The organism is Catellatospora sp. NPDC049133 (assembly GCF_040648455.1).
GTDB lineage: Bacteria > Actinomycetota > Actinomycetes > Mycobacteriales > Micromonosporaceae > Catellatospora > Catellatospora aurea.
Genome location: NZ_JBEZDT010000032.1, coordinates 91096 through 114392 on the forward strand (window position 1 = coordinate 91096; position 23297 = coordinate 114392).

The window sequence follows — 23297 nt, forward strand, 5'->3', positions numbered from 1 at the left end:
ATTTTTCAAGGGGAGGGCCGTGCCGCCTGACGACAAGCCGATGCGCGCGGACGCGCTGCGCAACCGCAACCGCATCCTGCAGGCCGCGGAGCAGGTGTTCTCCGAGCGCGGACCGGCCGCGTCCACCGAGGAGGTCGCCAACCGGGCCGGTGTCGCCATCGGCACCGTGTTCCGGCACTTCCCGACCAAGGCCGACCTGCTCCGCGAGATCATGAAGGGCCTGCTGGCTCGGCTGGTCTCCGATGTGGAGGCGCTGCGGCGCGACAGCCCGCCGGGCACGGCGCTGTTCGCCTTCTTCACCACGCTCGTCGCCCAGGCGGCACGGCAGAAGACCGTGCTCGACCTGCTCGCCGAGGCGGGCACGGAGCTGAGCATCCCCGACGCGGTCGGGATGCTGGAACGCTCCGTCGACGGGCTGCTGACCTCGGCGCAGGACGCGGGCACGGTCCGCCGCGACGTGCACCTGCCCGAGGTGATGGCGCTGCTCGGCGCCGTCTGCCAGGGCGCGGTCACCGGCGGCTGGGACGAGCGGTTGCAGGTCCGCACCCTGGCGGTCGTCTTCGCCGGCCTGGGGGCGGCGGCGTGAGCACCCGTCGCGACCACTTCCATGACCCGGATGCGCCCACGGCCACCCGCATCGTGCCCGGCGGGGTCGCCGTCATCGTCGACGAGCGGGGACGGGTGCTGCTGCAGCGGCGGGCCGACTCCGGCAACTGGTCGCTGCCCGGCGGCACCATGGAGGTCGGCGAGACCCTCGAACATTGCGTGATCCGCGAGGTCCGCGAAGAGACCGGGCTCGACGTCGAGATCACCGGCCTGGTCGGGGTCTACACCGACCCGGGGCACGTCATCGCGTACGCCGACGGCGAGGTCCGCCAGCAGTTCAGCCTCGTGTTCCGGGCCCGGGTCGTCGGCGGCGGGCTGTCGCGTAGCGAGGAGTCCACCGACCTGCGTCACGTCGACCCGGCCGAGTTCGACACGCTGCCGATCCACGAGTCGACCCGGCTGCGGCTGCGCCACCACCTCGACGACCGCGACACCCCGTACCTCGGCTGATCCGGGCTTGGCCCACCGCATCGCGCGGCGGCCCGGCGAACGCTTCTGCGATGATCCACCGGAGGAGCCATGCACCGGAGGGGGCCGTGTGGTGGACGCGTTGCTCGGTGAGCTGACCGTGCTCGCCGAGCGGGCCGGCGTGCCGGTGCCCGCCGATCCGCACGACGAGCACCAGGTGCTGGAGCTGCTGGCGTGCCACGGCAGAACCAGGCGGATCAGGCGGACGGCGTCGAGCAGGGCCGGTGCGCCGCGCTGACCGGACCCGGCGTGCGGATCAGGTGAACGAGACCTCGTCGATGTCGATGGTGACGAGTTCCAGGTCGCGGTCCACCGCGCCGTCCGCGCCGACCGGGTGGACGCGCCGCCGGGTGGGCACCATGATCCCGTTGAACTCGCGGTGGCCGGAGCAGTAGTGGGCGGCCGGACCGGCGTTGATGACCTCGGCCGTGTAGTCGTGCCTGCGCAGGAGCCCGGACTCGTCGAAGTGGAACGTCTGCTCCCGGCAGTGGGTGGCGACATGGTCCGGGAAGGTCACCTTGAGCCGCTGCCAGGTCTGCCCTTCCTCCTGCACCGGGCTCAGCTGCTCGGTCCGGAACCCTGGCGAGGCGAACGAGAACGGGGCCGTCAGGTAGGTCCACATGGCGTAACCGGCGAAGTAGGCGACGTGCAGGTCGTCCCAGGGGGTGTGCAGGGTGTGGCCGGCGAAGGCGGCGCGCGGGTCGAGCCGTTCGGCCTGCACCTCGCCGGTGTCGCTCTCGATGGCCACCCGCTGCGCGGTGAACGACGTGCGCAGGCCGGGCGCCGGGAAGGGGCTGTGGGAGGCGCGCTGCTCCCGCAGGTCGACGCGCACTTCGGCCTCGGCGAGAATTCCCGGCCGGCCTTTGACCGCCCACAGCGCTCCGCCGGTGCGGAAGCGGGCCGTCGCCGAGGTGAACCGGCGGTAGCGGTCGAGGCCACCGTGGGCCTCGATGACGAAGTCGGTCAGGTCGTTCACTGCGTTGCCTCCGTGGCGAGGATCGTCGGGCCGGGCGTCGACCCGGATACGGCTCAAATATGACCGGTCGTCTTAGATCGCGGCAACGAGCGCTGGATCACGTCGGGGAGGGCTTGACGATGACGAGACGACCGGTCATATTCGGGACGGAGGTGCTGCGCGATGGGCAGGAAGAGCATGCGCGAGGAGATCGTGGCGGCCGGGCTCGACCAGTTCCACAGCCGGGGCTACCACGCCGCGGCGGTCAAGGACATCACCGACGCCGCCGGTGTGCCCAAGGGTTCGTTCTACAACCACTTCGGCAGCAAGGAAGACCTCGCCGTGGTGGTGCTCGAACGCTACGGCGAAAGCCGTCGCCTGCAGGACCTCGCCGACACCGGCGTCGCGCCGCTCGACCGGCTCCGGGCGCACTTCACGTTCCTGCGCGACGACGTCGTCCGGCACGGGTACGGGCGCGGCTGCCTCTACGGCAACTTCGGCGTTGAGATCGCCGACCACATCGACGCCGTCCGCGAGGCCGTCGGCGGCAGTCTCGACGCGTGGACGGCGCTGGTCGCGGCGGCCCTGACCGAGGCCGCGCGCACCGGCGCGGTCCGCGCCGGACTCGACCCCGCCACTACCGCCGGCTTCCTGGTCGACGCCTGGGAGGGCACGCTGATCAGGGCGCGCACCGACCGCTCGCCGGCGGCCTTCGACACCTTCTTCACGACCGTGTTCGACACCCTGCTCGCGCCCGCGTAGTCCGAGACGCCGCCGCGCAGGGCCGGTCCGGGGGTCACCCCGTGCGCGGCTTCGGCGGGCAGAGCGCGTCGCCTGCGGGGCCGCCGCAGGGGCGCAGCCGGATCTCGGTGATGGCGTGCCGGTCCACCGACGTGACCTGTGCCGTCCACCCGTCGAGGTGCACGATCTCGCCGGTCCGGGTCGGCACGTGCCCGAGCATCGCGATGACCAGCCCCGCGATGGTGATGTAGTCGCCGCCGGGCCGCTCGTCCAGGTTGACCCCGATATCGGGCAGGTCGTGGATCGGGAACGTGCCGGGCAGCAGCATGTCCCCGTCGTCGCCCTGCTGGACCGCCATCACGTCCCGGTCGGTCTCGTCGTAGATCTCGCCGACGACCTCCTCCAGCAGGTCCTCCAGGGTCACGATGCCGTCGACGGCTCCGTGCTCGTCGACGACCAGCGCGAACTGCTGGTGTTCGAGCTTGAACCTGCGCAGCGCGTCGGCCGCGTGCAGGGAGTCGGGCAGCAGCAGCGCGGGGCGGGCTAGGTCGGCCAGGCCCGCGACGTCGTCGGCGAGCAGATCGCGCAGGTGCACGACGCCGAGCGTGTCGTCGAGGTTGCGCCGCCGTACGACCGGGGCCCGGGAGAAACCCGAGCCGGCGAGTTCCTTGCGGGCCGCCTCGACGGGCATGTCGGCGTCGAGGGTGAACACGTTGCGGCGCGGGATCAGCACCTCGCGCAGGACCCGTTCGGTGATCTCCACGGCCCCGGCGATGATCAGCCGCTGCTCGGCGGTGAAGCCGCGGTGCACGCTGACCATGTCGCGCACCTCCGCGGGGGTGATCTCGTCGCCGCGGTGCCGGTGCGGGTCGCCGCCCATGAGGCGTACGCCCAGGTCGGTTGCCTTGCTCAGCACCCAGACGAACGGCCGGGAGATGGTCGCGAGCACGGTCAGCGGGCGGCCCGCCACGCCTGCCCACCGCTCGGCGTGCTGCATGGCGACGCGTTTGGGCGCGAGTTCGCCGAAGACCAGGGTGAGGAACGTCAGCACCAGGGTCACGGCGACGACGGCGACCGGCCGGGCGGCGGCCCCGAGGAAGCCCAGGGCGGGTTGCAGCACCTCGGCCAGGGCGATGGCGGCGGTCGCCGAGGCCAGGAAGCCGGCCAGGGTGATGCCGATCTGAATGGTGGCGAGGAACCGGTTCGGGTCCCGGGCCAGCGCCGCGGCGGCCGCGGCGCCGCCACCCTGCTGCTCCATCCGGCGCAGCTGGCCCTCACGCAGGGAGACCAGCGCCATCTCGCTGCCGGCGAACAGCGCGTTCAACACGATCAGTACGGCTACCAGAACCAGCTGTATCCAGTGGTCGCCCACCATCGATCACCTGGGGCCCGCCTGGAGTGACAGCCGGTACGCGCAGGCCGGGCGTCGGCCCGGCCTGGTATCACAGCCTTCCATTCGGTCAACGGTAGCAGCAGCTCAAGGCCCTGGGGCCGGGTCTGCCGGACCGGTCAGCGGCCGCCGCGGGGCTGGTTGCCCTTCTTCAGGCGCATCACACCGGACTGGCCGACCGACATCTGCGTACGGGTGGCCTTCTCCCGCGCCGCCATGGCGCGCTGGCGCGACTGCTCCTGCGCGTGCTCGGACGCCCAGGCCGCGTGCTCGCCGGGCATGTGGTCGTGCTCGGCGTGCGGCGTTCCGGGCTGGTCCTGCTCGACGCGCGGCTTGTCCTGGCGCGGGTGCCGGCGGGACTGGTTGTTCTTGGGCATCGCTCCTCCTCGACGGATCACCTCCACGCTAAGGAGCGCGGACGGCGGGCGCAGGCGGTTGGCGAATCAGCACCCGATCAGGCGGGTCGCAGCAGGTCGGGCAGGTTTTCGAGGCCGTCGACGATGGTCGCGTGCCGGGCCGCCTCGGGCTTCTCCGAGCCGAGGTAACCCCACGGGCCGCGGCGCACCAGGACGGGTTTCATGCCCGCGCGAGTGGAGGGCAGCACGTCGTTGTCGACCCGGTCGCCGACGTAGCAGATCGCGGCCGGGGCCAGGTCGGCCACTTCGGCGACCTTGGCGAAGAAGCTCGGGTGGGGCTTCTCGATGCCCCACTCGGCGGACGTGTAGATCGCGTCGACGGGCAGGTCCATCCGTTCCAGGGCGGCCTTGGCCTGCGGCGGCTGGTTGCCGGCGATGATCACGGTGAGCCCGCGGCGGCGCAGCTCGGCGAAGGCCGGGCGCACGTCGGGGTAGAGGTCGTCCTCGTCGAAGTTCTCGCGCAGCCCGTCGGGGTCGTCGGCGGCCCAGGCGGCCATCTCGGCGTCCACGTCGAGGCCGGGGCGCAGCAGCGCGAACGCGTCGCCGTGCGGGCGGTCCATGGCGGCCATGCCGCCGAGCAGCCCGAGCATCGCGAAGCGGGGCACGCCGAGGCGGTCGGCCCAGCGGCTCCAGATGCGGGTCTCGTCGATCAGCGTCTCGCCCACATCGAACACCACTGCCTTGATCATCTGCCCAGGATATCGGGCGCGGGGGCGGATACGCCGTACGGGTGCGGCCCGGGTGCCGCCGGTCACCGGCGGAAATCGGGTGGCTCGCGCCGACGGGCCGCGCGTACCGTGCGCCGGGTGGAACCGATGACAGAACCGCAGATCAGGCGGGCCATGGCGAACTGCTCGCGGGGCGACGCGTCGGCGATGACCCTGCCGAAGGACTTCGCGGACCTCGACTGGGCGGGGCGGACCTTCCTCGGCTGGCGGGACGGCAAGCTGGAGCAGCGCGGCTACCTGCTGCGCTGGCGCGACGGCCGGCCGGTGGGGCTGCTGCTGCGGGCCGCCGACTCGGTGATGTCGCGGCGGCGGGCCGCGATGTGCCTGCTGTGCCAGGCGGTACGCCCGTCCGACGAGGTGACCCTGTTCACCGCCCGCCGCAAGGGCGACGCGGGACGCCGGGGCGACAGCGTCGGCACCTACATGTGCGCCGACCTGGCGTGCGTGCCCGGTGACGAGGTCGAGGCGCGGGTCGACGCCTTCCTCGCCGAGGTGCTGCACTCCTGAGTAGTGGTGCGCCGGCCCGGGGAAGCCGTGCCGCCTAAGCCGCCAGGTTCGGGCGGCCGGCGTTCCCTGGGCCGGCGCGAGGTGTCCGCGGAACCCGGCACTACCCCAGTCACCGGGCTCCGCGGCGTCTCAGTGCCGCCCGGCCAGGGCGGTCAGCGAGCGGGCCGCCGACGCGGCCGCGGTGTTCACCAGGGTGTCCAGCAGCTCCGGGTAGGAGATCCCAGCGGCCTGCCAGATCCGCGGGTACTGCGACGCGGACGTGAACCCCGGGAACGTGTTGACCTCGTTGAGGACCGGTTCGCCGCCGCCCTCGGGCAGGAAGAAGTCCACCCGCAGCAGCCCCCGGCACTCCAGCGCGGCGAAGGCCTGCAGCGCCCGGCACTGCAGCAGCGCGATGACCCACGGGTCGAGCCGGGCCGGGATGTCGAACACCACCTCACCGGCGGTGTACTTGGCGTCGTAGTCGAAGAAGCCGTGCCCGTCGGCGACGCGGATCTCCAGCGGCGGTCCGGCCTGCAGCGTGCCGTCCGGGTGTTCGAGCACCGCCACGTCCACCTCGCGCCCGGCGACGCCGGCCTCGACGAGCACCTTGCCGTCGCACGCGCGGGCCGCGGCCAGCGCCGCGGGCAGCTGCGCCCAGTCGTCGACGCGGGTGACCCCGATGCTCGACCCGGCCCGGGCGGGCTTGACGAAGACGGGCAGGCCAAGGCGCTCACGGTCGGCCGGCGACACGTCGTCCTGGCCGGGCCGCAGCACGACGCCGTCGGCCACCCGCAGCCCGTCGGCGGCGAGGATCTTCTTGGTGAACTCCTTGTCCATGCCGGTGGCGCTGGCCAGCACGCCGCTGCCGACGTACGGCACGCCGACCATCTCCAGCAGCGACTGCACCGTGCCGTCCTCGCCGTAGGGGCCGTGCAGCGCGGGGAAGACCACGTCGACGCGGCCCAGCGTGCGCAGCGCGTCGCCCATGCTCACGGGGATGCCGTCGACGTGCCAGGCACCGTCGCGGCCGATGACCACCTCGGTGATGTCGTACCGGCCCCGGTCCAGGTGGGCGAGGATGCTCCGGGCGCTCTTGCACGACACGTCGTGCTCCCCGCTCCGCCCGCCGTAGATCACGCCAAGCCTCATCGAACGCTTCCTTCCGTGGTGCGGTGAGGAAGGGCACCTTCTACACGGACGTGCGATGTGAAGGTGCCCTTCCTTCGGTGGTGGCGGGGCACGCGGGTGCCGATGCCGGTGAGGATTTCGTGGGGGTTGGTGTTTGCCCACGTGGCCCAGTCGGTGGCGGTGGGTTCGCCGGTGTCGCCGGGGCCGAGCACGGTGACCTGGTCGCCTATGCGGACGTCCAGGTCGCCCGCGTCGACGATGCACTGGTCCATGGCGACGCGGCCGATGATCGGCGATCGCCGCCCCCCGAGCAGGACCTGTGCCCGGCCGTCGACGCCGCGCGGGATGCCGTCGGCGAAGCCGAGCGGGATCAGCGCGAGCGTGGTGGGCCGGTCGGTGACGTGGGTGTGCTGGTAGGAGACCCCGGTGCCGGCGGGCACCCGCTTGGTCATGATCACTTCGGTGCGCAGGGTGAGTGCCGGGCGCAGTCCGAAGGCGCGGCCGGGCACGGGCTCGACCCCGTACACCGCGATACCGGCGCGGACCAGGTCGAAATGGGTGTGCGGGGCGGTGAACGCAGCCGCCGAGTTCGCCAGGTGCAGCAGCTCGGGCTCCAGCCCGGCGTCGCGGGCGTACGCCACCGCCTCGCTGAACGCGGCCGTCTGCGCGCTCACGCCGTCCGGCGAGGAGTCGGCGGTGGCCAGGTGCGACCACACGCCGCGCACGGCGAGCACGCCCTCCCGCTCGTACTTGCGCGCCCAGGCGACCAGTTCCGGCCAGCCCGCGGCGGTCGCACCGTGCCGTGACATACCCGTGTCGATCTTGAGGTGGACCTGGGCCGGGCGGCCGGTGGCGCGGGCCGCGGTGGCGACCGCGTCGAGCAGCTCCGGGGCGGCCACGGACACGTCGACGTCGGCGGCGGCCAGCGCGGCGAAATCGGTGCGAGGGCTGTGCAGCCAGCTCAGCACCGGCGCGGCCAGCCCCGCGCCGCGCAGCTCCAGGGCCTCGGCCGCGCTGGTCACCCCGAGCCAGGTCGCGCCGCCGGCCAGCGCGGCCCGCGCCACCGGCACCGCGCCGTGGCCGAACCCGTCCGCCTTCACCACGGCCATCACCGCGGCGGTCGTGGCCCCGGCGATCCGTCCGACGTTGCCCTCGATCGCCGTGAGGTCGACGACCGCCTCAGCCAGCTCTCCAGTCACGGTGGGTAGCCAACAGCAGGGGGTGTGAGGGTGCCGAGAGGGATTTCACTAACACTGCGCTAACACCGGCCGTGCATACTTGGCGGTCGGTTCGTCGAGGAGGTGGCGGGGTGCGGGTCCTGGTCGTGGAGGACGAGGAGCTGATGGCCGAGGCCGTCGCCGAGGGGCTGCGGCAGGAGGCGATCGCCGTCGACGTCGCCTACGACGGGGCGGCGGCGCTGGAGAAGCTCTCGGTCAACGCGTACGACGTGATGATCCTGGACCGGGATCTGCCGCGCGTGCACGGCGACGAGGTGTGCCGCCAGGTCGTGGCCCAGGGCCTGGACGTGCGTGTGTTGATGCTCACCGTCTCGGTGACGGTCGCCGAGCGGGTCGCCGGGCTGAGCCTCGGCGCCGACGACTACCTGCCCAAGCCGTTCGCGTTCGCCGAGCTGGTGGCCCGGGTGCGGGCGCTGGGCCGCCGGGCCCGCCCGGCCGCGCCGCCGGTGCTGGAGCGGGCCGGCATCCGGCTCGACCCGCACCACCGCGAGACCTACCGGGACGGCCGCTACGTGAGCCTGTCCCGCCGGGAGTTCGCGGTGCTGGAGGAACTGCTGCGGGCCGAGGGCGCGGTGGTGTCGGCCGAGACGCTGCTGGAGAAGGTCTGGGACGAGAACATGGACCCGTTCACCACCATCGTCCGGGTCACCATCAGTGGTCTGCGCCGCAAGCTGGGCGAGCCGCAGCCGATCGAGACGGTCACCGCCGTCGGCTACCGGATCCGCTGATGGGCGAGTGGCGGGGCAATCTGCGGGTACGCCTGACCGTCGTGTTCAGCCTCGTGTTCGCCCTGGCGGGCGGCTCGGTGCTGGCAGGCGTGCTGATCCTGGTCGACAACGCCATGGAGTACAGCATGGGCATCCTGCTGGCCGACACCTACCGCGACGCCGATCCGTTCGATTACACCAGCGCCGGGACGATCAAAGCCGGCTCCATCGCGGCGTCCAAGCAGACGATCCTGGACTCGATGCAGGCCAACCTGTTGCTCAAGGGCGGCCTGACACTGCTGGCGATGTGGGTGCTGGCCACCGCCGCGGGCTGGTTCGTGGCCGGGCGGCTGCTGCGCCCGCTCAGCATGATCACCGCGACCGCGCACCGGATCGCCGGGCGCACCCTGCACAAGCGCATCGACCTGGACGCCCCGCCCGGCGAGGTGAAGAGCCTCGCCGACTCGTTCGACAGCATGCTCGACCGCCTCGACGAGGCCTTCGCGGGTCAGGGCCGGTTCATCGCCAACGCCGCGCACGAGCTGAAGACCCCGATCGCGCTGAACCGCACCCTGGTCGAGGTGGCGATGAGCCGGCCGGACAGCCCGCCGCAGGTGCACCAGCTCGGCCAGAACCTGCTCGCCGTCAACCAGCGCCACGAGCGGCTCATCGACGCCCTGCTGACGCTCGCCCGCGCCGAGGACGCGGTGACCGAGCGCCGCCTCGTCGACATCGCCGAGCTGGCCACCATCGCCGCCGACACCACCGAGGCCCTGGCCGGGCGGCTGTCCGTGCAGATCGGCCGGGACCTGGCCCCGGCGCCGGTGACCGGCGACCCGATCCTGCTGGAGCAGCTGATCCGCAACCTGATCGACAACGCGACGCGGTACAACGTCGCGGGCGGTTGGGTGCGGGTGCAGACCATCGCCCGGCCCCGCCATGCCGAGATCGTGGTGAGCAACACCGGCGCGGTCATCTCGGCGTACGAGGTACCGACGCTTTTCGAGCCGTTCCGGCGGCTCACCGACCGGGTCGGCTCCTCGCGCGGCAGCGGCCTCGGGCTGTCCATCGTGCGCGCGGTCGCGCAGGCCCACCGGGGCGACGCGGTCGCCGTGCCCCGCCCCGGCGGTGGCCTGGTGGTGCGGGTGATCCTGCCGCGCTCCGCGCACCCGCTCGCCGAGCCGGTGATCGTGGCGCCGGGGCTGCCCGACCGCCACGACCTCGACCGCCCCTGACCGGCCGCCGTCAGCGCAGCACGGGGCGGCAGGCCAGCACGGCCCGATGGATCGCGTCCACGTCGACGCCGCCTCTGTCCGCCAGGAGCTCCGTGCGCCGCCTGGGCCAGGGGCGCACCGGTTCCCAGGCGCCGGGCATGCCGTCGAAGAACATGTGGGGACGGTAGCCGTCCCCACATGTTCCTGTGCCCGGGGTCCGGGTGGGTCAGACGAGGCCGAGGCCGAGGGTCAGCGTTCCCGCCACCAGCGATGCCCCGCCCAGGGGCACGAGCCAGATGAGCTTGTTCGGCTTGGTGTCGCCCGGGCGCACCACGGACAGGAAGAAGCCCAGCGACATCACGATCGGCGGGGCCACCAGCAGGGCGCGGACCAGGGTCTGCGTGCCCGAGCTGTAGCCGGTCTGGTCGAGGTAGGGCAGGGCGACCAGCGCGAAGATCACCAGCACGCCGGCGTGCGCGTGCCCGGCGGTCCACAGCGCTCGCCGGACCGGGTTGTCGAGGTAGCCGGGGACGCGCTTGACGATGCTCATCAGCAGCGACAGCCCGCCGAAGACGATGGTCGAGACGGTGATGAGCAGGATGCCGGCGGTGAGCAGAGTGGCGTGGGACACGAGGGCCTCGCTGGGGGTGGCAGATAATGGATAGCATCACTATCCAGCACGCGCCTGATGCCGTCAACTGCTTTTGCCGGGTGGCCCTTGCTCGCGTTGCCGGTGCGGGCGCGGACCACACCATGACCGTTCGACTTGCCTGGCACCTGTGCGTATCTTGAGACGCCATTCGCCCAGGTGCCTGGCAAGTCGGTGGATCATGCCCCACGCCGCGCCGCGCCCGCCGCGACCGAACGGGGCGGGGCGGGTCAGCGGCCGCCGGAGACCTTGAGGGTCGCGCCTGTGGTGTACGAGGCCTCGTCGCTCAGCAGCCAGGCGATCGCGTTCGCGACCTCCTCGGGCTGCCCGGAGCGGCCGAGCGGGGCGGCCGGTCCGAGCCGGTCCGCGCGGCCGGGCTCGCCGCTGCCGGCGTGGAATCCGGTGTGGATCACACCGGGGGAGACCGTGTTGACCCTGATCCCGACCGGGCCGAGTTCCTTGGACAGACCCACGGTCAGCGTCTCCACCGCGGCCTTCGAGGCGGCGTAGTGCACGTACTCGCCGGGGCTGCCCAGGGTCGCGGCGACCGAGGAGACGTTGACGATCGCGCCGCCGGGGCCCATGCGGCGGGCCGCCTCCTGCGCGCAGAGGATCGCGCCGATGACGTTGACCTCGACCACGCGGCGCAGGTCGGCTTCGGACAGCTCGGTGAACGGCCCGATGGCGCTGCTCACGGCGGCGTTGTTCACCAGGCCCGTGGGTGTGCCCAGCTCGTCCTGCGTACGGTCGAACAGCTCACGCACCTGCGTGCCGTCGGACACGTCGACGCGCACCGCGATCGCGCGCCGTCCGGCCCCGGCCACCTCCGCCACGACCTCGGCCGCCGCGTCGGCGTCCCCGCGGTAGCCGACCACGACGTCATGTCCCGCCGCGGCGAGCTTCACGCAGGTGGCAGCGCCGATGCCGCGGCTGCCGCCGGTCACGATGATGATCCCCATCGGCCCATTAGAACAACCGTCGCGCGACCGTGACAGACCGTGACACTGTCACCGCCGACACACCCGGTGCGCGGCGCGGGCCGGTGCTGCGAAGATGTCCCCACTTTCCGCATGGTGTCAGTTCCGCTGTTGTCGGTGGGCTCTGATAGAACATGCGTATCAAACATGTGTTCGGCGAGGGTGTGGGAGCGCGGTTATGGCGGGACTGTCGACTCAGGAGTTGACGCAGATCCAGGAGACGCTTGCGTCGGGCAAGCGGCCCCGGGTCATGTTCACCGAGGCGGCCGGCCAGATCGCGGGCCAGCTGGGGCAGGTCGTGCAGCTCGACGACCCCGATACCCACGATGAGTGGATCATGGTGAAGTTCGGCAGCGACGTGCTGCCCTTCGCTCCCGGCGATCTCAGCATCCCGCCCAAGGGCGCCACGGGTCGCAAGCCCACGCCCGAGCCGGTGCCGGAGCCCGTCGCCCCGCCCGAGCCCGAGTTCATGATCATCCGTGAGAAGCCCGTCCGTCAGGAGCGACCAGTGTCCGTGAATCCCGAGGTGTCCGAACCGGAGACCCCCGCCGTGGCGCCCGCCCCGCGCAAGCCCGCCGCCGGCAAGGGCCCCAAGGTCAAGCCGCCGGCCGGGCTGACCGTGACGCTGGCCTACACCGAGGGCGAGTGGACGGTCGGCGCGGTCCAGGGCACCAAGGCGCTCGCCAAGCCCTACATCATCAAGGCGCAGGAGGCGCTGAAGATGGTGTCGATGCTCGACGTGCCCGGTGTGCAGGAGGCCGTGGAGCACATCCTGGCCGCCGAGCGGGCCGAGGCCGAGGCGCACGCGCTGAAGCTGCGCGCCGAGCTGGCCGAGCTGGAGGCCAAGTTAGCCGAACTGGGCGCGGCAGGCGCCTGAGCTTCCGTCGAAGCGGGGTGGCCATCACGGCCACCCGCTTCTGTGCGCGTGCCCATGGCGTGCGGCAGGAGCACGGCACCGCGCCCTTGATCGTCGGTCTTGCCAGGCAGGCGGGCGAGAGCGCGTTCAAGATACGCACACGTGCCGGGCAAGTCCGACGATCATGAGGGCCCTCGGCCGCCGGAGGCGGGCACCGGGGCCGGTTCCGCGGGGATGTGGGTCGTGCCGATGCGCTTGCGGAACACCCAGTACGTCCAGCCCTGGTAGAGCAGCACGAGCGGGGTGAACACCACCGCGACCCAGGTCATGATCTTCAGGGTGTACGGCGTGGACGACGCGTTGCCCACCGTCAGGCTGTTGGTCAGCGGGTCGACCGTCGACGGGAGCACGAACGGGTACAGGTCGGCGAACAGCGACGCCACGGCCAGCGCGATCGCCGCGGCGGTGCCCGCGAACGCCCAGCCCTCGCGGCGGCCCGCGGGGTCGGTGCGCGACGGCATCCGGTTCGCGACCAGGCCTCCGACCAGGCACAGCGCGGCGAGCACGGCCAGCACCACGGCCGCCGGGGTGGCCCGCCGCAGCAGGGTCACGTCGAGGAACAGCGCCGCGGCGATCACCGCGAACACGCCCAGCCGCTCGGCGAGCAGGTTGGCCCGGTGCCGGATGTCGCCGACCGTCTTCAGCGCGACGAAGACCGCGCCGTGGGTCAGGAACAGCGCGAGCGTGGTCAGACCGCCGAGGATGGCGTACAGGTTGAGCAGCGTGAACAGGTTGCCGGTGAAGTCGTGCTCGGCGTTGAGCGGCACGCCGCGCACGATGTTGGCGAAGGCGACGCCCCACAGGAACGCCGGCACCGCCGAGCCGAACACGATGCACCAGTCCCAGCGCCGCTTCCACGAGGCGGCGGGGCGCTTGCCGCGATACTCGAACGCCACCCCGCGCAGGATCAGCGCCAGCAGGATCAGCAGCAGCGGCAGGTAGAAACCCGAGAACAGGGAGGCGTACCACTCGGGGAACGCGGCGAACATCGCCCCGCCCGCGGTGATCAGCCAGACCTCGTTGCCGTCCCAGACCGGCCCGATCGTGTTGATCATCACGCGGCGTTCGCGCTCGTCGCGGCCGAGCACGGGCAGCAGCATGCCGACGCCGAAGTCGAAGCCCTCCAGCACGAAGTAGCCGATGAACAGCAGCGCGATCAGCATGAACCAGACGGTCGACAGCTCCACGGCGTCCTCCTAGTACGCGAACGCCAGTGGCCGGTCCTCGTCGGACTCGGCCGGGGGCGGCGGGGTGACGTCGGGCAGCCCGGCGCGGGCGTAGTACAGCAGCAGGCCCACCTCGACGACGGCGAGCACGCCGTAGAGCAGCGTGTACACGATCAGCGAGGTGATCACGTCGCCGGACGAGGCGGCAGGCGAGGCCGCGACCGCGGTCTTCATCTGGCCGAACACGATCCAGGGCTGGCGGCCCATCTCGGTGAAGATCCAGCCGAAGGAGTTGGCGGCCAGCGGCATCAGCGGCAGCGCGATCATGCCCCACATCAGGAACCGGGTGCCGCGCCGCTCGGGGGCGGGCGAGCGGCCCTTGCGGATCGCCCACAGCGCCCACAGCGCGAACAGCGCCGCCAGCACCCCGAAGCCGATCATGAGGCGGAACGACCAGTAGGTGACCGGGATGTTGGGCGCGTAGTCGCCCGGCCCGAACCGCGCCGTGTACTCGGCCTGCAGGTCGTTGACGCCCTGGACCCGGCCGTCGAAGGTGCCGGTGGCCAGGAACGACAGCAGCCGCGGCACGTCCAGTGACCAGACCGGCCGGCTGCCGTCCAGCGTGCCGATGGTGAACAGGGAGAACGGCGCGGGCTGCTCGGTGTTGTAGAGGGCCTCGGCGGCGGCCATCTTCATCGGCTGCACCTCGGTCATGATCTTGCCCTGGACGTCGCCGGTGATGAACAGCAGCGCCATCGCCACCAGCGTGGTCCACGAGCCGAGCTTCACCGCGCTGCGGAACGCGGCCGTGTCCCGCCCCGGGCGGCGGACCAGGTGCCACATGGCCACGGCGGCGACCAGCGCCCCTGCGGTCAGGAACGCGCCCGCGATCGTGTGCGGGATCGTGATCAGGGCGACCTTGTTGGTCAGCACCGCGCCGAAGTCGGTCAGCTCCGCCCGCCCGCGCTCGGGGTTGATCCTGAACCCGACCGGGTTCTGCATCCACGAGTTCGCCGCCAGGATGAACGCGGCGCTGAGCACCGTGCCGACCGCGACGATCCAGATGCAGGCCAGGTGGATCTTCTTGGGCAGCCGCTCCCAGCCGAAGATCCACAGCCCGAGGAACGTCGACTCCAGGAAGAACGCGAGCAGCGCCTCCATCGCCAGGGGCGCGCCGAAGATGTCGCCGACGAAGCGGGAGTACACGCTCCAGTTCATGCCGAACTGGAACTCCTGCACGATGCCGGTCACCACGCCCATCGCGAAATTGATCAGCAGCAGCTTGCCGTAGAACTTCGTCAGCTTCAGCCACTTCTCGTCCCCGGTCCGCGACCAGGCCGTCTGCAGCCCCGCGACGAGGAACGACAGGCCGATCGTGATCGGGACGAACAGGAAGTGGTACACGGTGGTGATGCCGAACTGCCAGCGAGCCAGGTCCGTCGCGTCCATGGCGTGGAATCCCCGTTCCGAATTCATTCCTTCCGCTGACGATAAGCACAGGTGGCGGGCCGGGAAGCCGACTTTGCGGACCCTGCGTCGAACAACTCCCCGGGCCGTGGACGGCGCATGGCAGGATCGTGGACCGTGAGCCCCTCGACCGACTGGTCCCCGCCCCCGCTGCTGCGCTTCGCGATGCTGCTCGCCGAGGGCGTGGTGCGGCTGCTGACCCGCATGGAGGTCACCGGGGACATCCCCGCGGCACTGCGCGGCCGCCCGCTGATCCTCGCGGCCAACCACATCAGCCCCTTCGACCCGGTCGCGGTCGCGGCGGCGTTCCGCAGGCGGGGCGTGTACCCGCGGATCATGGCGAACGCGGGGCTGTTCCGCACCCCGGTGGTCGGGCCGCTGATGCGCCGGCAGGGCCACATCCAGGTGGACCGGGGCGAGCCGACCGCCCGCAACGCCGTCACCGACAGCGTCACCGCGCTCAACGGCGGCGCGCCGCTGATGATCTACCCGGAGGGCCGGATCGGCCTGGACCCCGGCATGTGGCCCGAGCGCGGCCGCACCGGCGTCGGCCGCCTCGTGCTGGCCACCGGCGCACCGGTCGTGCCGATCGCGATCTGGGGCAGCCACGAGGTCATCCCGTACGCCGCGCCTGCCGGCATGTGGCCGATGGTCTGGCGGTCGCTGCGGCGTCGGCCGCGGGTGCGGGTGCACGTCGGCCAGCCGGTGGACCTGTCCGGCATCGACGAGGGGCGGCCGGGCGCCGCGCAGCGGATCGCCGACCGCATCATCGACGCGATCGCCGCCGAACTGGTCCCGCTGCGCGCCGACGAACCCGACGTGCCCCGCTTCACCGACCCGTCCCGTCCCACCGAGACCCGCCGCGCGAGGCCGCGTACCGCGCGCTGAGCGGCGTCAACCCCGGCGTGAGCGGTAGGCGGCCACCAGTTCGCGGGTGGTGGCCAGGCCCAGCTCCTGGCGTAGGTCGGCGATGCGGCGGTTGGCCGTGCGCAGCGACAGGTATTCCGCGGCGGCGGCCGCGGCTATCGTCGCGCCGTCAGCCAGCCGGTCCAGCAGCGCACGCTGGACCGGGGACAGCTGTCGCAGCCAGTCCACTGGGTCGTCGTCGGCCACCTGAGCACCCCTTCATCACTTCAGACTCCGCTAGTGGCTCGTCCCGGCGATCGCCTGGACGGCGATTCGCCGTGGACTCCCCACCAGCGGTCCTGGATAGATCGATTTGTTTCGACGCGGTGGTGCGGACATTCTCACCGATGTCGCCCGTTGTTGGCGAGCGGTCAGTACGCGGGCCATCCATCCGCACCCGGCAGTGGCAAGCTTTCCCAGATGGAGACGCCGCAGGGTCACCCCCATCCGTATCTCGCCGCGCCGCCGCTCGCCTTCGCCCATCGGGGTGGCGCGGCGGAGGGCGACGAGAACACCGCCGACGCGTTCGACCGGGCGGTGAAAGCCGGCTACCGGTACGTCGAGACCGACGTGCACGCCACCCGAGACGGGGTCGCGGTGGTGCTGCACGACGCGAACCTGCGCCGCGTCGCCGGCGAGCCGCAGGCGGTCGCCTCGATGACCTGGAAAGACCTGCAGACGGTACGCGTCGCGGGGGCGGCCGCCGTGCCGAGGCTCGACGAGGTCCTCGACGCCTGGCCCGAGATCCGGTTCAACATCGACATCAAGGCCGACGCGGCGGTGGAGCCGACCGTCGCCGCGGTGCACGACCGGGCCATCCCCGAGCAGGTGCTGCTGGCCTCCTTCTCCGACGCCCGCCTCCAGCGGACCCGGGCGCTGGCCGGTCCGGCGTACGCCACCTCGCTGGCGCAGCGGGAGACGGCCCGGCTGTGGCTGTCCTCGCGGCTGGGCCGGCGCATCGTGCTGCCGCCCTCGGTCGTCGCCGCTCAGGTGCCGATCCGCTTCGGCGCGGTGCGCCTGGTGGACCGGCGGTTCGTGAACCACGCGCACGTGCTGGGGCTCCAGGTCCACGTGTGGACGGTCGACGATCCTGCCGTGATGGAGGGGTTACTTGATCTCGGTGTGGATGGCATCATGACCGATCGCATCGACGTGTTACGGGAAGTTTTCACGCACCGGGGCCTCTGGAAGGACCTTGCATGACCGCTGATGTCAGCGCACCCCCCGCTCCTGCTGAGGGCTACGGCGAGAGCACCAAACGTGAACGAGTCGGCTGGTACTTCTACGACTGGGCCAACTCCGCGTTCTCCACCACGGTGGTCACCGCCTTCCTCGGCCCCTACCTGACCGCGATCGCCGAGAACGGGGCCGACGCCGCGGGTGACGTGCACCTGCTGGGCATGTCGTTCAAGGCGGGCTCGCTGTTCGCGTACACCACCTCTCTGTCGGTGGTGCTGCAGGTGCTGCTGCTGCCGGTGGTCGGCGCGATCGCCGACCGGGCGGCACGCAAGAAGATCTGGCTCGCGATCTTCGCCTACATCGGCGCCGGCGCGACCTGCGGCCTGGTGTTCCTCACCGGTGACCGCTACCAGCTCGGCGCGGGGCTGTTCCTGGTGGCGAACCTTGCCTTCGGTGCGAGCATCGTGGTCTACAACTCGTTCCTGCCGCAGATCGCCGACGAGAACGAGCGCGACGGCGTGTCCAGCCGCGGCTGGGCGTTCGGCTACCTCGGCGGCGGCCTGCTCCTGCTGCTCAACGTGATCGTGGTGCTGATCGGCGGCGAGGAGAACCAGGGCGAGATCGCCCGCTGGTCCCTGGTGTCGGCGGGCGTGTGGTGGGCGGCGTTCACCACGCTGCCGCTGCTGTGGCTGCGCGACCGGCCCTCCCCGGCGGGCACCGCGCGCGGCTCGGTGCTGATCGACGGCTTCAAGCAGCTCGGGCACACGCTCAAGGAGATGCGGGCGTTCCCGCTGACGCTGTTCTTCCTCGGCGCGTTCCTCATCTACAACGACGGCATCCAGACCGTCATCGCGATGGCGGGCACGTACGGCTCCAAGCAGCTCGGCTTCGACAACACCGTGCTCATGCCGACGATCCTGATGGTGCAGTTCCTCGCGTTCGCGGGCGCGATGCTGCTCGGCAGACTGGCCAAGCGCTACGGCGCGTGGAAGACGGTGCTCGGCAGCCTGGTCGGCTGGACGGCGATCCTGATCGCCGCGTTCTTCCTGCCGTACGGCCAGGCGGTCCCGTTCGTGATCCTCGGCGGCGCGATCGGCATCGTGCTCGGCGGCAGCCAGGCGCTGAGCCGCTCGCTGTTCAGCCAGCTCATCCCGCGCGGGAAGGAGGGCGAGTACTTCGGCCTCTACGAGATCTCCGACAAGGGCACCAGCTGGCTCGGGCCGCTGCTGTTCGGCCTCGCGTACGACCTGACCGGCTCGTACCGGATCGCGATCATCTCGCTGATCGTGTTCTTCGTGGCCGGGTTCATCATGCTGCTGATGGTGCCGATGGCGCGGGCCATCGCCGCGGTCGGCAACACGCCGCCCGAGAAGCTCTGACCCGGCCGGCGGCAAGCGGAATCGCAGAGATGGATTCCCGATTGCGGAGGGGCAGCCACTAGGCTGCCCCTCCGTGACCGCTGTTGACCAACCCACCATCGCCCCGGCGTACTTCCAGCCCACCGGGGACCGCCGACTGCGCCACGGCGCGGCCCTGAAGTTCTTCTGGGGCCCGATGAACTGCGGCAAGTCGACCCTGGCCCTGCAGATGGGTCACAACCACGGCCGCCAGGGCCGGCGCGGCCTGGTGCTGACCCGTAACGACCGGTCCATGGGTCCGCAGGTGACCACGCGGATCGGGCTGGCCCATGCGGCCGTCGAGGTCACTGACGACCTGGACCTCATCGCGCTGGTGTGCAAGGAGTGGGGCGACGGGGCCCGCATCGACTACCTGATCTGCGACGAGGCGTGCTTCTACACCGTCGAACAGATCGAGCAGCTGGCCGACCTGGTCGACTCCTACGACGTCGACGTGTACGCCTTCGGTCTCGCGACGGACTTCCGCTCGTACCTGTTCCCGGCGGCGCAGCGGCTGTTCGAGCTGGCCGACGAGGTGAACCGGCTGCAGGTCGAGGTGCTGTGCTGGTGCGGCCGGGAAGGCCTGCTCAACGCCCGCGTCGTCGACGGGTCGGTGGCCCGCGAGGGCGAGCAGGTCGTCATCGGTGACACCGCCGCCGCCCAGGCCGAGGTCCGCTACCAGGTGCTCTGCCGCCGCCACCACCGCACCGGCGACCTGGGCGGCTAGCCGCGGGCTGCCTCGGCTAGCCGTGCTCGGGCAGCGCAGCCGGGAGCTGCTCGTCGGCGTCCCGGAGGGCGATCACGAGGACACCGGCCGCGACCGCGGCGACGGCCGAGAACGCGACCAGCGCGGGCAGGAGGTAGGAGATCTCGCCGTACTTGGCGGCGAGGGCGGCGGTCCCGCCGGTGAGGGCCAATGCGCTGACGCCCACGGCGAGCGCCCCGGCCGCGGCGGCGGGCCGGTGCAGCCGGACGCAGGCCGCCACGGCGAGGGCCCAGGGCAGCGAGTACAGCAGGACATGCGTCGCGATCTTCATCGTCAGGAAGTCCCGCTCGACGATGCCGAGCACCGGCAGGACGGCGACGGCGACCGTCGCGGCGAGCAGCAGCCCGCGACGCCAGGGACCGCCCAGGGCGGCGGGCCGCCACACTCCGCTGCGGCGTACGACGGCCAGGCAGGCGAGCGTCGCGACGGCCGCGCCCGCGGCCATCGCCAGGGCCAGGGCGCGGACCTGGCCGATGTTGGCCTCGGGGATGCCGTTCATGCCGATCATCGGCCGCCAGTGCCGGGCCGCCCACACCCCGATGGCGCACAGCTGCGCCGCCGTGACCGCGCCCGCCATTCCCACCGCCCCGGCGAACCGTGGCTGCCGCCCGGCTGCCAGCAGCAGCCCGCAGAGCATCAGTAGGCCCACCAGGATCTTGTGGTGGGCCGTGTACAGCGTGCCGGTGTTGCCCGCCCACAGGCCGCGTCCCGGCACCGCCATGACGGCCGCGGCCGCCCCGGCCGCAGCGAGCACGATCACGGCCATGGCGGTGCCGAACACAAGCCGCGTGGGCGGGCCTTCGTGCCGGGCGCTATCGATCATGACGACCTCCGTCGATGGGTGCGCCCTCATCCTCCCGGATCGCGAGGACTTCGGCGGCCCCGCCCACCCCGACGCCCACCCACCCCGACGCCCGCCCGCGCGGCGTGGGTCGATGCGGTGCCGCACCACACCAAGGTCGTCCGACTTGCCGGGCACTCGTGCGTATCTTGAGGAGCCATTCGCCCGGTTGCCTGGCAAGTCGGACGATCATGGGTGCTCCCGCCGCCGCCACGCGGGACGGGTCAGGGTTCGGGGAAGGATTCGCGGGCGAGGGCGAAGATCTCGTCCGGCGCGGCGGCGTCGTCGGCGGAGGTGACGGCGTCGGTGACGGCCGTCGCGATCGCCGCCAGCCGACTCAGCTCCTCGGCGGGCACCTGCTCGCGCAGCGCGTCGAACTCTTCCTCCTCCTCCAGCTCACCGTGCTCGATCACGGCGTCGCGCAGGTTGGCCAGCTTGTCGGCGAAGTCGTCGTGCTCCAGGCCCAGCTCGTACAGCTCCGTCAGGTCCTGCTCGGCCTGGTCCTCCTCCTCGACCCGGGCGTCCACGACGGCGTCGCCGTCGGCCAGCCGCGCCCGCGCCAGCGGGTGGACCAGCAGCTGCTCGATGCTCTCGTGCACCGCGAGCAGGCGTACCAGCTCGGCGAACAGGTCCCGGCGGCGCGCGCCACGCGCCCCTTCCAGCTCGTCGAACAGGTCACCGAGCTGCTGATGCTGCACCAGCAGGATGTCGATCACGTCGCCGTGCTCGTCGGGCGGCATCGGCTCGGCCGCCGGGGGCACCCGCTTGGCCGGGCGCTGCGCCTTCGGCACCTTCGAGCTGGGCGCGCCGTCGTCGGGCGGCACCACGCTCTTCTTGCCCGTGGCGACCTTCGCGATGGGGCGGGCGCGCTGGTCGGAGTGCATGGTCTTGACCAGCTCGCGGACCAGTTCGTCCTTGTGCATGTGCGAGGTCCCGGGCACGCCCGCCTCCCGCAGCAGGGCGCGCAGCTCCTGCACCTTCATCCGGTACACGTCGCGCTCGGCGCGACCGGGCCGCTCCTGCTGGGCGTCGCCGGGCGTCCCGTCGTCCGCCGGCTCGCGCTCGGACATCCCGCGTCACCTCACAAAGTCCGTTTCGTCACCATAGTGACCGACCTCGGGGACGCCGCGGGCCGAAACGCCGGCATACCCGCCACGCGAGCCGACCGCCGCCGCGCGGCCCGCTTGGTTGATCGCCCGACTTGCCGGGCACGTGTGCGTATCTTGACCCCGCATCCGCCCGGGTGCCTGGCAAGTCGGGCGATCTCTGCGCGCGGGGTGGTGTCCGCGGTACGCAGAGTAATTCATCGACATCTATTGACTTCGGAAGGGTCCACAGTAAAGTCTGTTTCTTGAGAGCGCTCTCACGCCCTGAACCGTCCCACCCCTGAAGGACTCGACGTGAGACTCACTGCGCTGACCAGCGCGGCGGTGCTCGCCGTGGCGCTGATCGCCCCCGCACCCGCCTACGCCGCCCCCACCACCGACCCCGCTCCCGGCATGGAGCAGGCACTGCAGCGCGACCTGGGCCTGACCGCCGCCCAGGCCCGTGTCCGCCAGGCGCACGAAGCCGGCGCCCCCGTCGTCGAGCGGGCCGTGCGCGCCCGGCTCGGCAGCCGCTTCGGCGGCGCCTGGTACTCGCCCGAGGACGGCCGGCTCAAGGTCGGCGTGCTCGACGAGGCCGCCGCCGCGCAGGCCCGCGCCGCGGGTGCGCTGCCCGTACGCGTGGCGCGCACCGAACGCCAGCTCGACACCGCGAAGGCGGCGCTGGACCGCAAGGCCGGTGCGGCCGGCTCCGACGTGCACGGCTGGTACGTCGACGTCGCCGCCAACACCGTGACCGTCAGCGCGACGAGCGAGGCCGCCGCGCGCCGCTTCGTCGCCGCGAGCGGTCTGCCCGCCGCCGACGTGCGGATCGTCACGGGCCGGGCTCCGCGCCCGCTGTACGACATCCGCGGCGGCGACCAGTACGTCATCAACGGCAACACGCTGTGCTCGATCGGCTTCTCGGTCAACAACGGCGGCTTCGTCACCGCGGGTCACTGCGGCGGCGCGGGCAGCCCCACGCTCGGCTACAACAACGTCAGCCAGGGCACCTTCGCCGGGTCGTCGTTCCCGAACAACGACTACGCCTGGGTGCGCACCAACGCCAACTGGACCCCGCGGCCCTGGGTCAACAACTACGCGGGCGGCAACGTCGCCGTCGCCGGGTCGCAGGAGGCCGCGATCGGCGCGTCGATCTGCCGCTCGGGCCGCACCACCGGCTGGCGCTGCGGCGTCATCCAGGCCAAGAACGTGACCGTCAACTACTCCGGCGGCCGGACCGTGTACGGCCTCACTCAGACCACGGCCTGCGCCGAGGGCGGCGACTCCGGCGGTGCGTGGATGAGCGGCAACCAGGCCCAGGGCGTCACGTCCGGCGGCTCGGGCAACTGCTCCACCGGTGGCACCACCTTCTACCAGCCCGTCAACGAGATCCTCGGCGCGTACGGGCTCACCCTCACCACCACCGGGGGCGGCGGCTCGACCAGCCGCATCATCGGCTGGCAGGACAAGTGCATCGACGTGCCGAACTCGAACTTCGTCGACGGCCAGCGCCTGCAGCTGTGGGACTGCAACGGCACCAACGCGCAGAACTGGACCTTCCCCGGTGACGGCACCATCCGCACCGTCAACGGCCTGTGCATGGACGTCGCCTGGGGTTCGACCGCGGCCGGCGCGGCGATCCAGATCGTCGGGTGCAGTGGCAACCCGGCCCAGCAGTTCGTGCTCACCGGCGCGGGCGACCTGGTGAACCCGCAGGCCAACAAGTGCGTCGACGTCACCGCGTGGGGCGGCACCGGCACCCCGCTGCAGACCTGGGACTGCACCGGCGGCGCCAACCAGAAGTGGCGTCGCGGCTGACCGATTCCCGCCGGCCCGCGCGCGGCACGACGGCCGCCCGGGAGACGGAC

The 23297-nt window shown here is 71.9% G+C and carries 27 protein-coding genes; 13 read left to right on the forward strand and 14 right to left on the reverse strand.

Going from position 1 to position 23297, the window contains the following annotated elements; translation table 11 throughout:
• Nucleotides 1–19: 19 nt before the first annotated feature.
• The 3 genes from AB0B35_RS31045 to AB0B35_RS31055 all read left to right on the forward strand — a co-directional run bounded on the left by AB0B35_RS31045 (nucleotide 20) and on the right by AB0B35_RS31055 (nucleotide 1312).
• Nucleotides 20–586, forward strand: coding sequence for a helix-turn-helix domain-containing protein (locus AB0B35_RS31045; RefSeq protein WP_361052083.1), 567 nt, complete (start codon nucleotides 20–22; stop codon nucleotides 584–586).
• Nucleotides 583–1056, forward strand: a complete 474-nt coding sequence (locus AB0B35_RS31050; protein WP_361052086.1) for an NUDIX domain-containing protein — start codon at nucleotides 583–585, stop codon at nucleotides 1054–1056. Before AB0B35_RS31045 ends, AB0B35_RS31050 begins: the two co-directional genes overlap by 4 nt.
• A gap of 88 nt (nucleotides 1057–1144) precedes the next feature.
• Nucleotides 1145–1312, forward strand: coding sequence for a hypothetical protein (locus AB0B35_RS31055; RefSeq protein WP_361052089.1), 168 nt, complete (start codon nucleotides 1145–1147; stop codon nucleotides 1310–1312).
• 18 nt (nucleotides 1313–1330) lie between these two features.
• Here AB0B35_RS31055 and AB0B35_RS31060 read toward each other — a convergent pair whose 3' ends face one another.
• Nucleotides 1331–2050, reverse strand: coding sequence for a hypothetical protein (locus tag AB0B35_RS31060; protein WP_361052092.1), 720 nt, complete (start codon nucleotides 2048–2050; stop codon nucleotides 1331–1333).
• Between the two features lie 162 nt (nucleotides 2051–2212).
• On the opposite strand from AB0B35_RS31060, the gene AB0B35_RS31065 reads away from it, so the two are divergent.
• Nucleotides 2213–2791, forward strand: a complete 579-nt coding sequence (locus tag AB0B35_RS31065) for a TetR family transcriptional regulator C-terminal domain-containing protein (protein ID WP_360540117.1) — start codon at nucleotides 2213–2215, stop codon at nucleotides 2789–2791.
• A gap of 34 nt (nucleotides 2792–2825) precedes the next feature.
• On the opposite strand, the gene AB0B35_RS31070 is transcribed toward AB0B35_RS31065, so the two are convergent.
• From AB0B35_RS31070 to AB0B35_RS31080, 3 genes are all read right to left on the reverse strand, one after another.
• A complete protein-coding gene (locus tag AB0B35_RS31070) occupies nucleotides 2826–4142 on the reverse strand; it encodes a hemolysin family protein (RefSeq protein ID WP_361052137.1) in 1317 nt (438 codons plus the stop codon).
• 137 nt (nucleotides 4143–4279) lie between these two features.
• On the reverse strand, nucleotides 4280–4537 hold the full coding sequence (locus tag AB0B35_RS31075) for a hypothetical protein (RefSeq protein ID WP_203690644.1): 258 nt from the start codon (nucleotides 4535–4537) through the stop codon (nucleotides 4280–4282).
• Nucleotides 4538–4614: 77 nt separating this feature from the next.
• Nucleotides 4615–5265, reverse strand: coding sequence for an HAD family hydrolase (locus tag AB0B35_RS31080; RefSeq protein ID WP_361052096.1), 651 nt, complete (start codon nucleotides 5263–5265; stop codon nucleotides 4615–4617).
• A 126-nt stretch (nucleotides 5266–5391) separates the two neighbouring features.
• Between AB0B35_RS31080 and AB0B35_RS31085 the strand changes: the two genes are divergently transcribed.
• On the forward strand, nucleotides 5392–5811 hold the full coding sequence (locus AB0B35_RS31085; RefSeq protein ID WP_361052099.1) for an FBP domain-containing protein: 420 nt from the start codon (nucleotides 5392–5394) through the stop codon (nucleotides 5809–5811).
• Between the two features lie 129 nt (nucleotides 5812–5940).
• Here the strand turns inward: AB0B35_RS31085 and AB0B35_RS31090 are convergent, their stop codons facing one another.
• Nucleotides 5941–6942 (reverse strand): D-alanine--D-alanine ligase family protein, encoded by a 1002-nt coding sequence (locus tag AB0B35_RS31090; RefSeq protein WP_361052102.1) that lies wholly within the window; start codon nucleotides 6940–6942, stop codon nucleotides 5941–5943.
• Nucleotides 6939–8120 carry an alanine racemase gene (gene alr / locus AB0B35_RS31095; protein WP_361052105.1) on the reverse strand — a complete coding sequence of 394 codons (1182 nt, stop codon included), beginning with the start codon at nucleotides 8118–8120 and terminating at the stop codon, nucleotides 6939–6941. The genes AB0B35_RS31090 and alr overlap by 4 nt, the downstream gene beginning before the upstream one ends.
• A gap of 110 nt (nucleotides 8121–8230) precedes the next feature.
• Here alr and AB0B35_RS31100 point away from each other — a divergent pair, with 110 nt between their 5' ends.
• Nucleotides 8231–8887 carry a response regulator transcription factor gene (locus AB0B35_RS31100; protein ID WP_360540127.1) on the forward strand — a complete coding sequence of 219 codons (657 nt, stop codon included), beginning with the start codon at nucleotides 8231–8233 and terminating at the stop codon, nucleotides 8885–8887.
• Nucleotides 8887–10101 (forward strand): ATP-binding protein, encoded by a 1215-nt coding sequence (locus AB0B35_RS31105; RefSeq protein WP_361052108.1) that lies wholly within the window; start codon nucleotides 8887–8889, stop codon nucleotides 10099–10101. Before AB0B35_RS31100 ends, AB0B35_RS31105 begins: the two co-directional genes overlap by 1 nt.
• 10 nt (nucleotides 10102–10111) lie before the next feature.
• Here the strand turns inward: AB0B35_RS31105 and AB0B35_RS31110 are convergent, their stop codons facing one another.
• The 3 genes from AB0B35_RS31110 to AB0B35_RS31120 all read right to left on the reverse strand — a co-directional run bounded on the left by AB0B35_RS31110 (nucleotide 10112) and on the right by AB0B35_RS31120 (nucleotide 11688).
• Complete coding sequence (locus AB0B35_RS31110; RefSeq protein WP_361052111.1) at nucleotides 10112–10255, reverse strand: hypothetical protein; 144 nt, start codon at nucleotides 10253–10255, stop codon at nucleotides 10112–10114.
• A gap of 51 nt (nucleotides 10256–10306) precedes the next feature.
• Nucleotides 10307–10711 (reverse strand): hypothetical protein, encoded by a 405-nt coding sequence (locus AB0B35_RS31115; protein ID WP_361052114.1) that lies wholly within the window; start codon nucleotides 10709–10711, stop codon nucleotides 10307–10309.
• 248 nt (nucleotides 10712–10959) lie between these two features.
• The gene (locus tag AB0B35_RS31120; RefSeq protein WP_361052117.1) at nucleotides 10960–11688 is read right to left on the reverse strand and encodes a glucose 1-dehydrogenase; all 729 of its coding nucleotides are present in this window, start codon (nucleotides 11686–11688) and stop codon (nucleotides 10960–10962) included.
• Nucleotides 11689–11884: 196 nt separating this feature from the next.
• Between AB0B35_RS31120 and AB0B35_RS31125 the strand changes: the two genes are divergently transcribed.
• Nucleotides 11885–12583, forward strand: coding sequence for a hypothetical protein (locus AB0B35_RS31125; RefSeq protein WP_361052119.1), 699 nt, complete (start codon nucleotides 11885–11887; stop codon nucleotides 12581–12583).
• Nucleotides 12584–12744: 161 nt separating this feature from the next.
• On the opposite strand, the gene cydB is transcribed toward AB0B35_RS31125, so the two are convergent.
• Complete coding sequence (gene cydB / locus AB0B35_RS31130; protein ID WP_361052122.1) at nucleotides 12745–13809, reverse strand: cytochrome d ubiquinol oxidase subunit II; 1065 nt, start codon at nucleotides 13807–13809, stop codon at nucleotides 12745–12747.
• 9 nt (nucleotides 13810–13818) lie between these two features.
• A complete protein-coding gene (locus AB0B35_RS31135; RefSeq protein ID WP_360540143.1) occupies nucleotides 13819–15237 on the reverse strand; it encodes a cytochrome ubiquinol oxidase subunit I in 1419 nt (472 codons plus the stop codon).
• Between the two features lie 183 nt (nucleotides 15238–15420).
• Between AB0B35_RS31135 and AB0B35_RS31140 the strand changes: the two genes are divergently transcribed.
• A complete protein-coding gene (locus AB0B35_RS31140) occupies nucleotides 15421–16143 on the forward strand; it encodes a lysophospholipid acyltransferase family protein (protein ID WP_361052140.1) in 723 nt (240 codons plus the stop codon).
• A gap of 6 nt (nucleotides 16144–16149) precedes the next feature.
• Here the strand turns inward: AB0B35_RS31140 and AB0B35_RS31145 are convergent, their stop codons facing one another.
• Nucleotides 16150–16368, reverse strand: coding sequence for a hypothetical protein (locus tag AB0B35_RS31145; RefSeq protein WP_230686784.1), 219 nt, complete (start codon nucleotides 16366–16368; stop codon nucleotides 16150–16152).
• 213 nt (nucleotides 16369–16581) lie between these two features.
• Between AB0B35_RS31145 and AB0B35_RS31150 the strand changes: the two genes are divergently transcribed.
• The 3 genes from AB0B35_RS31150 to AB0B35_RS31160 all read left to right on the forward strand — a co-directional run bounded on the left by AB0B35_RS31150 (nucleotide 16582) and on the right by AB0B35_RS31160 (nucleotide 19464).
• The gene (locus AB0B35_RS31150) at nucleotides 16582–17364 is read left to right on the forward strand and encodes a glycerophosphodiester phosphodiesterase (RefSeq protein WP_361052125.1); all 783 of its coding nucleotides are present in this window, start codon (nucleotides 16582–16584) and stop codon (nucleotides 17362–17364) included.
• On the forward strand, nucleotides 17361–18719 hold the full coding sequence (locus AB0B35_RS31155; RefSeq protein WP_360540149.1) for an MFS transporter: 1359 nt from the start codon (nucleotides 17361–17363) through the stop codon (nucleotides 18717–18719). Before AB0B35_RS31150 ends, AB0B35_RS31155 begins: the two co-directional genes overlap by 4 nt.
• A 97-nt stretch (nucleotides 18720–18816) precedes the next feature.
• Nucleotides 18817–19464 (forward strand): thymidine kinase, encoded by a 648-nt coding sequence (locus AB0B35_RS31160; protein ID WP_361052143.1) that lies wholly within the window; start codon nucleotides 18817–18819, stop codon nucleotides 19462–19464.
• A 16-nt stretch (nucleotides 19465–19480) separates the two neighbouring features.
• Here AB0B35_RS31160 and AB0B35_RS31165 read toward each other — a convergent pair whose 3' ends face one another.
• Entirely contained in the window at nucleotides 19481–20326 is an 846-nt protein-coding gene (locus AB0B35_RS31165; RefSeq protein ID WP_361052128.1) for a hypothetical protein, read from the reverse strand.
• Between the two features lie 242 nt (nucleotides 20327–20568).
• Nucleotides 20569–21414 (reverse strand): hemerythrin domain-containing protein, encoded by an 846-nt coding sequence (locus AB0B35_RS31170; protein ID WP_361052131.1) that lies wholly within the window; start codon nucleotides 21412–21414, stop codon nucleotides 20569–20571.
• 378 nt (nucleotides 21415–21792) lie between these two features.
• On the opposite strand from AB0B35_RS31170, the gene AB0B35_RS31175 reads away from it, so the two are divergent.
• Nucleotides 21793–23247, forward strand: coding sequence for a ricin-type beta-trefoil lectin domain protein (locus tag AB0B35_RS31175; protein WP_361052146.1), 1455 nt, complete (start codon nucleotides 21793–21795; stop codon nucleotides 23245–23247).
• The last annotated feature ends 50 nt before the right edge of the window (nucleotides 23248–23297 follow it).